Genomic DNA, 9,849 nt, shown 5'->3' with positions numbered 1-9,849 from the left:
GACGCGATGTATTCTGCGTCGGTTTCTGATCCTGAGGGGTTTTGGGGGGAGCATGGTCGGTCTTTGGACTGGATCAAGCCCTATACGAAGGTGAAGGACACGTCCTTTGCGCATGATGATGTGCATGTGAAGTGGTTCGAGGATGGCACGCTGAACGTGGCGGCCAATTGCATCGACCGGCATCTGGCCACGCGCGGGGATCAGACCGCGATCATCTTCGAGCCCGATGATCCTGCCGAGCCGGCCCAGCACATCACCTACAAGGCGCTGCACGCTTCGGTCTGCAAGATGGCCAATGTTCTTGAAGAGATGGGCGTGCGCAAGGGCGACCGGGTCATCCTCTATCTCCCGATGATCCCCGAGGCGGCCTATGCGATGCTCGCCTGCGCGCGGATCGGCGCGATCCATTCGATCGTCTTTGCGGGCTTCTCCCCCGATGCCCTGGCCGCCCGTGTGAACGGCGCCGATGCCAAGATTGTCATCACGGCCGATTACGCCCCCCGTGGCGGCCGTCAGACCCCGCTCAAGTCCAATGCGGATGCGGCCCTGCTGCACACCAAGGACAGCGTCAAGATGCTGGTGGTCAAGCGCACCGGCGGTCAGACCACCTGGGTCGACGGGCGCGATTTCGACTATAACGAGATGGCGCTGGAGGCCTCGGACCACCACATGCCCGTCGAGGTCGAGGCCGAGCATCCGCTGTTCATCCTCTATACCTCCGGCTCCACCGGTCAGCCCAAGGGCGTGGTGCACAGCTCGGGCGGGTATCTTCTCTATGCGGCGATGACCCAGAAATACGTCTTCGACGTGCATGAGGGCGACATCTACTGGTGCACGGCCGATGTGGGCTGGGTCACCGGCCACAGCTACATCGTCTATGGCCCGCTCGCCAATGGCGGCACCACGGTGATGTTCGAGGGCGTGCCGACCTATCCGGACGCGTCCCGCTTCTGGGAGGTCTGCGACAAGCACAAGGTCACCCAGTTCTACACCGCCCCCACCGCGATCCGCGCGCTGATGGCGAAGGGGCCGGAGTTTGTCGAGAAATGCGATCTGAGCACGCTCAAGGTGCTGGGCACCGTGGGCGAGCCGATCAACCCCGAGGCCTGGAACTGGTACAATGACCATGTGGGCAAGGGCAAATGCCCGATCGTCGACACCTGGTGGCAGACCGAGACCGGTGGGCACCTGCTGACGCCGCTGCCCGGGGCCACGGCCCTGAAGCCCGGCTCGGCCACGACGCCCTTCTTCGGCGTCCAGCCCGTCGTGCTCGAGCCCACCACGGGCGAAGAGATCACCGCGACCGAATGCGAGGGCGTGCTCTGCCTCAAGGACAGCTGGCCGGGCCAGATGCGCACGGTTTACGGCGACCATGAGCGCTTCGTGAAGACCTACTTCTCGGACTACAAGGGCTACTACTTCTCGGGCGATGGCTGCCGCCGGGACGCGGATGGCTATTACTGGATCACCGGCCGGGTCGATGACGTGATCAACGTCTCGGGCCACCGGATGGGCACCGCCGAGGTCGAAAGCGCGCTCGTGGCCCATGCCAAGGTCGCCGAGGCCGCCGTGGTCGGCTACCCGCACGAGATCAAGGGCCAGGGCATCTATTGCTACGTGACCCTGATGAATGGCGAAGAGCCCTCCGAGGAGCTCCGCAAGGAGCTGCGCACCTGGGTCCGCACCGAGATCGGCCCGATCGCCGCGCCGGACCTGATCCAATGGGCCCCGGGCCTGCCGAAAACCCGCTCCGGCAAGATCATGCGCCGCATCCTGCGCAAAATCGCCGAAGACGACTTCGGCGCCCTCGGAGACACATCAACCCTCGCAGACCCCTCCGTCGTCGACGACCTCATCGAAAACAGAATGAATAAAGGGTGAGCCTGCGGGCCCTGTAAAAGCTCAAAAGGCCGGTCTTTGACCGGCCTTTTTTACGTGTGACGCCCGGGCCCGGCTGGGTCCCGGGTCAGACAAGCCCCCAAGCATCCGCCTCTTCAAGCCTTGCGTGGTCATTGAAGACGTCCAGCTCCGACCGGTCGGTGATCACGCGGATCTCTTCGATGCCGCTGGTGGTGATACCCTGATTGGACAGGGCCACCACCTCTCCGGCGGTGCCGAGATCCGCGGCGAAGGCCGCGGCATTGGCTTCGGTCAACAGCAGAACCAAAAGATCGCTCCCCTCCCCGCCGATGAACACATCCGCATCCACGCCATCGGTGCCGCCTGCCAGCGACGCCTGGGTAAAGATGAACAGATCGTCCCCCGCGCCGCCATCGGCCACATCCGAACCCGTTCCGTCCAGCAGGACATCTGCGCCATCTTCGCCATAGATCAGGTCATTGCCCGACCCGCCATGCAGGACATCGGCATCCGCGCCTCCCCACAGGACATCGGTCTCGGAACCACCTGACAGGATGTCCATCCCGGCCCCACCGGACAGCTCGTCCGTCCCATGCTCGCCAAACGCGATGTCATCCCCGCCAGCCAGCACCATCCGGTCCGATCCGCCGCTCGCCATGACGAGGTTCTGCTCATCCCCGAAGGTCTTTCGATTGCCGAACTCGTTGCCAACATAGACCGTGCTGGTCAGGCTGGCCGCGTGGAACGCCCCAAGCATGGCATGCACCACATCCGTAGGATGCACGCTGTCGAGAAAGGCGATCTGGTCCAGCGGCACGCCTGCGAGCGCCGGGTTCAGGATCGGGTCCCCGCCATACACCTCCAGCAGGTAAGGTTCGTTCATCGGCGCGGTGATGCCGAAATTGAACGGATCCCTCGAGATTGCCTTGGCCATCGCTTCGGTATCGACAAAGACCGCGTTGATCCCTTCGGCCTGCAACTGGGCCACCGCCTTTTCGACCTGGTTGTTGTGGTAGAAAAAGGAATATCCCGCGAAGGGCGAGATATACGGCCCGAAAGAGAAGCTCGATCCCGGCAGGCCATTGATCACGATCTGCCCGACACCTGCCTCGTGCAGGGCGCGGGCATTCTCAAGAATGCCATCGATCACATCGGCCACGAAGGCTTTGCTCTCGGACAGCCAATTCGTGACCTTCCACGGTTTGAACGTGCCGTAATCATTTGTGCCGATCAGGAGGGACGCACTGACACCGGACAGATCCTGCCCCTCCATATCCGCCAGAAACCGGCCGACCTGGGCCGACAGGTCTATGCCCAGAGACAGCAAGGGATCGTCATCGGGAACGATCAGGAAGTAATCCAGATTGAGGTCCTCAACGAGGTCGCCGACATTCCGGTTTCCAACCGCGCGCGCCCCGGAGATCGCGTAGTTCAGCTCGGTCTCCGCGCCGAGAAAGCCCGTCGCGTGCTCGGCATAGACCAGCCCGTCCGAATAGCGCTGGTTATAGCCCAGCGGCCCCCGCGGCAGGCTGAAAGACAGCGCGGCGACACTCAGATCGTGCAAGTTGCCATTGTCGGTCAGGCTGTCCCCGAAATACGCGACCGTGTCGAATTGAAATTCCTCTGGCATGATGCTCCTTCCACGCTTCCCGCTTGGGCCGGGCGCCTGCGGTGAGGACGCGGCGCGGGCCCGGTCACACGGACCATTGGCCCGACACTGAGGGGGTGCGCCGAGAAGCTTGCGAATTCGTAAATGCCAAAGCCCGCCGGAGCGGGACGCGTGCGAGATGACGCAAGGGCAAGTTGCCCCGCGTTTTCACCGTCATGCGCTGCGTGATGACAGCCGCGTCTTAAAAAAGGATGACGATGCAGGAGGTTGTCACCCGCGCCCCCTGCAAAGGAAGACCGGCCGCGCCTTGGCACGACCGGTCAGAGGGTTCGGGCAGAAAAATCCGCCTTATTTTATCCGGTTTTTAGCCGGTTGCTTTGCGGCCACAGTCTGGAGCTGGGCCGGATCAAACCAGCGCCCAGAGGTCGGCCTCTTGCAGGCGGGCGAGATCTCCGAGCTGCGCCATGAGCAGCTCCGCCTCGGGATCGACCACAGCCGCGATATCCTCGATGCTGTCGAGTGCGATGCCCAGATCCGCGAGTGCCTGGGTCTGGCCAAGCTGCCCGCTGGAGGTATTGAAGGCATCGAGATCCGACTGGGTCTCGAAGAGCATGACAAAGAGGTCATCCCCGAACCCGCCATCGAAGGCATTGCTGTCCACGCCGGTCTCACCGCCCAGCAGGGTTTCCTGTCGCCAGATGAAAGTGTCGTTGCCGAACCCGCCGAGATGGGTGTCCGAGCCCAGATGGTCGATATGGACATCATCGCCGCGACCGCCGCGCGTGACGTCATCGCCGGTCCCACCGGTCAGAACATCGTCATCCGCACCGCCGATCACCTGATCATTATCCGCCCCGCCGGACAGGATATCCATCCCCTGCCCCCCGATCACCCGGTCATCCCCCGCCTCGCCAAAGGCGATATCGTCGCCGCCGCGCAGCGCCAGGATATCCGCGCCACCGCCCGCCAGCGCGAGATCCTCGGCCTCGCCGAGGAACCGCAGGCTGCCGATCCCCGATCCGATGGTCACGTCATGGGTCAGCGAGGCCGCGTGGAAGCTTCCGAGCACGCCGTGGATCGTATCCGTCGGGTGGACCGCGTCGATGAAGGCCACCTGATTGAGCGAGACACCGTCCAGCGCCGGGTTGAGCACCGGGTTGTCCGGATCGTCATCCAGAACGAGGAATTCATCGATCGGCGCGGTGATGCCGAAATTCTGCGGATCGTCCACGATGGACTGGGTCATGGCTTGAATGTCGATAAAGACCGCGTTCACGCCTTCGGATTGCAGCTCTTCGACCGTGGCCTGCAGGCGGTTATTGTGCAGCGACAGAACCAGATCCGCCACAGGCGCCAGCAAGGGGTTCGTGCGCACAGCCGGGAAATACTCGCCCGACGGCAGCGCATTGATCACGACCTGACCGACGCCTGCATCCACAAGGCGACGGGCCGCGACCTCGATCGCATCGGTGATCTGCCGCATCAGGGCCAGACCTTCGATCACCAGCGCATCCGGCGAGGAGGGATCGAAGTTCAGATAGTCATTCGCGCCGATGAACAGGGTGGCACTGCTGGTCGCGCGGTCCTGATTGGCGGTCTCGGCCAAGTACCGGTCGATCTGCGCGGCCAGATTGATGTCGAAATCCAGCGCCGGATCGTCCAGCGGAACGGTCAGGAAGTCTTCGACGCCATTGCCGTCGACCAGATCCCGCAAGGTCAGCTCATCAAGCGCCCGGGCAGCCCCGATCCCGAAATTCAGCTCGGTCGCGACCCCCAGAAGGTCGGCGGAATATTCCGCATAGACCAGCCCATTACTGAACCGCTGGTTGTAGCCGGCGGCCTCGACCGGAACGCCAACCGTGGCGATCGCCGATGTCAGTTCGAACAGATTGCCGTCATCGGTCAGGCTGTCCCCGAAAAACACGGTGGTATTGAAATCAAAACTCATAGTCTCGGGTCTCTCCCTGTCGTTTGGCGCAGCCTCTGCGGGCCAGCTCTCACGCCTCTGACATACCCTTCCCGACCCCGTTGTGCCAATAATTAACCCCGGCCCGCCCTTCGGACTGCCGCAAGGTCACATCCGCCCCCTTGATCGCCCGGGCCCGGTCGCGAAAACACCGGTCCGGCCCTTTCCTCGGGCGCGGGGCTCACGTATAGGGAGGGTCAGAGCGCCGGAGGGACGCGTTTTCAGACCTCTCCGGACGGGTATTTCGAAGAACCGAGGACGGCATGACGAACAAGTCCCATGACGATGATGTGGCCTTCATCAAGGCGCTTGCAGAGTTGCTGCGCGACAATGATCTCACCGAATTGCAGGTCAAACGGGACTATGGCGAGGATGACAGCCTGAATGTGCGGGTGTCGCGCCAGACCATGACCGTGGCCGCCCCGGTCGCCACACAGGTGGCTGCGGCCGCGCCTGCCGCGATCCCGGCGCCCGCCGCCGAGGCCGCCGCGCCCGAAGCCGGACCTGCCGCCGATCCGGCCCAGGACCCCAACGCCCTGACCTCGCCCATGGTGGGCACCGCCTATCTGCAGCCCGAGCCCGGCGCCGCCTCCTTCGTGAGCCCGGGCGACACGGTCAAGGAAGGCCAGACGGTCCTGATCATCGAGGCGATGAAGACCATGAACCAGATCTCCGCGCCGAAATCCGGCAAGGTCACCCGGATCTTCGTCGAGGACGGCTCGCCGGTGGAATACGGTGCCCCCCTGATGATCATCGAGTAAGGCGCAGCGATGTTCTCCAAGATCCTGATTGCCAATCGGGGCGAGATCGCCCTGCGTGTGATCCGCGCCTGCCGCGAGCTGGGCATTCAATCGGTGGCCGTGCATTCCACCGCCGACAGCGACGCGATGCATGTGCGCATGGCCGATGAGGCGGTCTGTATCGGACCGGCACCGAGCCCCCAGAGCTATCTGTCGATCCCGGCCATCATCTCGGCCTGCGAAATCACCGGCGCCGAAGCGATCCACCCGGGCTACGGCTTTCTGTCGGAGAACGCGAATTTCGTGCAGATCGTGCAGGATCACGACCTCACCTTCATCGGCCCGACCGCGGATCACATCCGGGTCATGGGCGACAAGATCACCGCCAAGAAGACAATGATCGATCTCGGGGTGCCGTGCGTGCCCGGCTCCGATGGCGGGGTGCCCGATCTGGTCAGTGCCCGCAAGATCGCAGGCGAGATGGGCTATCCGGTCATCATCAAGGCCACGGCTGGCGGTGGCGGGCGCGGCATGAAGCTCGCGAAGACCGCCGAGGATCTCGACGAGGCGTTTCAAACCGCCCGGGCCGAGGGCAAGGCCGCCTTCGGCAATGACGAAGTCTATATCGAGAAGTATCTCGGTACGCCGCGCCATATCGAGGTGCAGGTGTTCGGCGACGGCAAAGGCCGCGCGGTCCATCTGGGCGAGCGCGATTGCTCGCTGCAGCGCCGCCACCAGAAGGTGTTCGAAGAAGCCCCGAGTCCGGTGATCGACGCCGAGACCCGTGCGCGGATTGGCCAGACCTGCGCCGAGGCGGTCTCTCGCATCAACTATGCCGGGGCCGGCACCATCGAGTTTCTCTATGAGAATGGCGAGTTCTATTTCATCGAGATGAACACCCGCCTGCAGGTCGAGCATCCGGTAACGGAGGCGATCTTTGGCGTCGATCTTGTCAAAGAGCAGATCCGTGTCGCCGCGGGCTATCCCATGACCTTCCAGCAGGAAAACCTGACGGTGCGGGGCCATGCGATCGAGGTTCGGATCAATGCCGAGAAGATTCCGGCCTTCACCCCCTGCCCGGGCAAGGTCACGACCTTCCACACGCCGGGTGGCCTTGGGGTGCGGATGGATTCCGCGCTCTATGGCGGGTATTCGATCCCGCCCTACTACGACAGCCTGATCGGCAAGCTGATCGTTCTGTCCCAGGACCGGCCTGCGGCCCTTGCGCGCCTCAACCGCGCGTTGGGCGAGCTGATCGTGGATGGCATCGACACGACCGTGCCGCTCTTTCATGCGCTGTTGCGCGAAGAGGCCGTGCTGACGGGCGATTACACGATCCATTGGCTCGAGGAATGGCTGGAGACGGCCGAGCTCTGATCCCCAAGCGCCACGGCTTGGGGCCGTGGCACGGATCTCCCCATCCCGGAAAACCGCCCGCAACGTGGGCGGGTGTGGCCCGCGGGCACCTGCCTCTCGGGCGGATGCGCGCAGAGCGCTGGACCCGCGCGCGCCACAAGCCTAGGTTGTAGACACCATGGCCCACGACATGTTTCCCCCTCCTCCGCCACCGCTGACGCCGGACCTGCTCCTGCGTGGCTATATGGCGGGGATCTTTCCCATGGCCGAGGGGCGCGCGGATGACGAGGTCTTCTGGGTCGATCCCCGGCAACGGGGGGTGCTTCCGCTGGATGGGGTGCATGTGTCGCGCAAGCTCGCGCGGCTGATGCGGCGCACGAATTGGCGCGTGACCCTGGATCAGGATTTCATCGGCGTTGTCGAAGGCTGCGCGGATCGGGACGAGACCTGGATCAATGACCAGATTTTCGAGGCCTATGCGGATCTGCATGACATGGGTCATGCGCACGCGCTGGAGCTGTGGGACGAGGGCCAGCTGATCGGCGGCGTTTATGGCGTGGCCATTGGTGGTGCGTTCTTTGGCGAGAGCATGTTCTCGCGCGCGCCAAGCGCCTCAAAAGTTGCGCTGGTGGCGCTGTCGGCGCATCTGCGGTCCTGCGGGTTTGCCCTGTTTGACACGCAATTCGTCACCCCCCATCTGGCCAGCATGGGCGCGATGGAGATCCCGCGCGAGACCTATCGTGCCCGCTTGCGGGACGCGTTGTTGGTCGAGGCAGATATCACGGGGCAGACCCTCGCAGCTCATCCCGGGGATCACCTGCAAGGCTAAGCGGCGTCTCAGGGCCGCGCGGGCGGACGCGGTGATTGCAGCCCCGCCTGCACCTCGGGCGTTTGCACGCCCCCGGGCAGACGACAGCGGATCGCCCAGACGTCATAGCGGTGGTGATCGAGCGCGGCCAAAGCGGGCGACGAGGCGATCATCCAACCATCATAGAGCAGCCCGGGACGCCCCTGTTCCGAGATCCGCACCTGCACGAAGGCATCCGAAGAGGGGTTCTCCTCCGGGTAGCGGCATTCGATCATCGCGACCTGCAGCCGCCCGCTGGCCAGGGTCTGGCCGGTCTGAAGCTCCAGCGTTTCAACCCGGCCCGTGGTCTTGTCGAGCACCCGAACAAACCCGGCCTCGGCCGCGGTGACACGCAACTCCTGTTCGAAGGTCTGGAACTCCTCGTCACGCAGCTGCAACGGGGCACCAAAGCCGCCATCCTCGGCGCGCTCTTCGAGCTCATCCAGGGGCGAAATGATGATCGCGTCCTGTTGGGCCGCCGCCGCGCAGCCCACCCAGAGCAAAGCCAGAGGCAGCGCGAGGCGGATCACGAGTCGTCCCCGCCCGATCCCACGAATTTCATCAGAAGCGACACGAGGCTGACAGAGCCCTGGGTCGAGGTGAACTCATCGCCCTCGGCCAGCACGAAGGGCGAGCCCCCGGGCAGGATCTCGACGAAATTGCCGCCGAGCAGGCCTTCGGAGGAAACCGAGATCGCGCTGTCATCGGGGATCTCGATATCGGAGGCGACTGAGATGGTCGTGTCGGCGCGGAAGGTTTCGGGGTTCAGGTCGATGCCCGTGACGGTGCCGACCTTCACGCCTGCGAGCCGGACATCGGTGCCGACGGAGATGCCGTCCGCAGTACGGAAGCTCGCGGTCAGCGGATAGCCTCCGCCCCCGCCCGACACGCCGGTCGAGCTGCCGACAAAGGCCAAAAACCCAATGGCGACGGCCAGAACGGCCCCGCCCACGAGCACTTCAGATGGTGTATGCGACATGCCTGCCTGCGATCCCGTTGCGATGCGTGCGCCCCGAGCGGAGCGTGACGCGGTTGCGGTCTGGGCGCATCTTACAGGCAGTTTATTCCGGCTGCCATGCCTCATAGTCGGCACGCTCCGCAGGAGCGGCGCGCCGCAGAGAGCCCGAGGGCGCATAGGCCAAAGGTGTCCCGGTGAGGTTCTCCTCATGGGGCTTTTCCCAAGGCTTGTGCGGCAGCGGGTTGTCCGTGGGCGGCTCGGCCCAGGTGAAATGCAGCCAGCCATGCCAATCGGGAGAGACGCGGCTCGCCTCGACCTCGCCGTTATAGATGACCCAGCGACGTTTGCCGTCGCCCGACTGGTAAAAGATATTCCCGGCCTCGTCCTCGCCGACCTTCTCGCCATTGCGTTTGGTCCACAGGCGCATGCCCAAGGTCTCGTTATTCCACCAGGTGATCAGTTGCAGCAGGAACTTCATAACGGTCTCCGGTCCGGGTGGCCCAGATATGGCCG

At 64.0% G+C, this 9,849-nt stretch carries 9 protein-coding genes; 4 read left to right on the top strand and 5 right to left on the bottom strand.

What is annotated here, in order from left to right; translation table 11 throughout:
- Positions 1-1,881 (top strand): acetate--CoA ligase (acs, locus tag ACP15I_RS04735; RefSeq protein ID WP_424974092.1); only part of this gene is annotated, 1,881 nt, incomplete at its 5' end.
- An 85-nt stretch (positions 1,882-1,966) separates the two neighbouring features.
- Here the strand turns inward: acs and ACP15I_RS04730 are convergent.
- Positions 1,967-3,490: an SGNH/GDSL hydrolase family protein gene (locus tag ACP15I_RS04730; protein ID WP_424974091.1), complete on the bottom strand. Its 1,524-nt coding sequence runs from the start codon at positions 3,488-3,490 to the stop codon at positions 1,967-1,969.
- Between the two features lie 385 nt (positions 3,491-3,875).
- Complete coding sequence (locus ACP15I_RS04725) at positions 3,876-5,417, bottom strand: SGNH/GDSL hydrolase family protein (RefSeq protein ID WP_424974090.1); 1,542 nt, start codon at positions 5,415-5,417, stop codon at positions 3,876-3,878.
- Between the two features lie 281 nt (positions 5,418-5,698).
- On the opposite strand from ACP15I_RS04725, the gene accB reads away from it, so the two are divergent.
- The 3 genes from accB (at position 5,699) to aat (ending at position 8,360) form a co-directional block, all read left to right on the top strand.
- On the top strand, positions 5,699-6,196 hold the full coding sequence (gene accB / locus ACP15I_RS04720) for an acetyl-CoA carboxylase biotin carboxyl carrier protein (protein WP_424974089.1): 498 nt from the start codon (positions 5,699-5,701) through the stop codon (positions 6,194-6,196).
- A 9-nt stretch (positions 6,197-6,205) separates the two neighbouring features.
- Positions 6,206-7,552: an acetyl-CoA carboxylase biotin carboxylase subunit gene (gene accC, locus ACP15I_RS04715; RefSeq protein ID WP_424974088.1), complete on the top strand. Its 1,347-nt coding sequence runs from the start codon at positions 6,206-6,208 to the stop codon at positions 7,550-7,552.
- Positions 7,553-7,721: 169 nt separating this feature from the next.
- Positions 7,722-8,360, top strand: coding sequence for a leucyl/phenylalanyl-tRNA--protein transferase (gene aat / locus ACP15I_RS04710; protein ID WP_424974087.1), 639 nt, complete (start codon positions 7,722-7,724; stop codon positions 8,358-8,360).
- An 8-nt stretch (positions 8,361-8,368) separates the two neighbouring features.
- Here the strand turns inward: aat and ACP15I_RS04705 are convergent, their stop codons facing one another.
- From ACP15I_RS04705 to ACP15I_RS04695, 3 genes are all read right to left on the bottom strand, one after another.
- Positions 8,369-8,908 (bottom strand): DUF2155 domain-containing protein, encoded by a 540-nt coding sequence (locus ACP15I_RS04705; RefSeq protein ID WP_424974086.1) that lies wholly within the window; start codon positions 8,906-8,908, stop codon positions 8,369-8,371.
- Positions 8,905-9,357, bottom strand: a complete 453-nt coding sequence (gene mlaD, locus ACP15I_RS04700) for an outer membrane lipid asymmetry maintenance protein MlaD (protein ID WP_424966587.1) — start codon at positions 9,355-9,357, stop codon at positions 8,905-8,907. The genes ACP15I_RS04705 and mlaD overlap by 4 nt, the downstream gene beginning before the upstream one ends.
- Before the next feature lie 82 nt (positions 9,358-9,439).
- A complete protein-coding gene (locus ACP15I_RS04695) occupies positions 9,440-9,814 on the bottom strand; it encodes an NADH:ubiquinone oxidoreductase subunit NDUFA12 (protein WP_424966588.1) in 375 nt (124 codons plus the stop codon).
- Positions 9,815-9,849: the final 35 nt, after the last annotated feature.

Origin of the sequence: Dinoroseobacter sp. S124A, assembly GCF_049801015.1 — a bacterium.
In the GTDB taxonomy this organism is placed as follows: Bacteria; Pseudomonadota; Alphaproteobacteria; order Rhodobacterales; family Rhodobacteraceae; genus Dinoroseobacter.
The sequence above is the reverse complement of the archived record's forward strand: the minus strand, read 5'-3'. Positions and strand labels throughout refer to the sequence as shown.

What these genes read in the sequence shown, in the direction of transcription:
- accC (WP_424974088.1), top strand. Translation starts at nt 6,206, where the DNA reads ATGTTCTCCAAGATCCTGATTGCCAATCGGGGCGAGATCGCCCTGCGT.
- ACP15I_RS04725 (WP_424974090.1), bottom strand. Translation starts at nt 5,417, where the DNA reads ATGAGTTTTGATTTCAATACCACCGTGTTTTTCGGGGACAGCCTGACC.
- ACP15I_RS04695 (WP_424966588.1), bottom strand. Translation starts at nt 9,814, where the DNA reads ATGAAGTTCCTGCTGCAACTGATCACCTGGTGGAATAACGAGACCTTG.
- ACP15I_RS04730 (WP_424974091.1), bottom strand. Translation starts at nt 3,490, where the DNA reads ATGCCAGAGGAATTTCAATTCGACACGGTCGCGTATTTCGGGGACAGC.
- accB (WP_424974089.1), top strand. Translation starts at nt 5,699, where the DNA reads ATGACGAACAAGTCCCATGACGATGATGTGGCCTTCATCAAGGCGCTT.
- aat (WP_424974087.1), top strand. Translation starts at nt 7,722, where the DNA reads ATGTTTCCCCCTCCTCCGCCACCGCTGACGCCGGACCTGCTCCTGCGT.
- mlaD (WP_424966587.1), bottom strand. Translation starts at nt 9,357, where the DNA reads ATGTCGCATACACCATCTGAAGTGCTCGTGGGCGGGGCCGTTCTGGCC.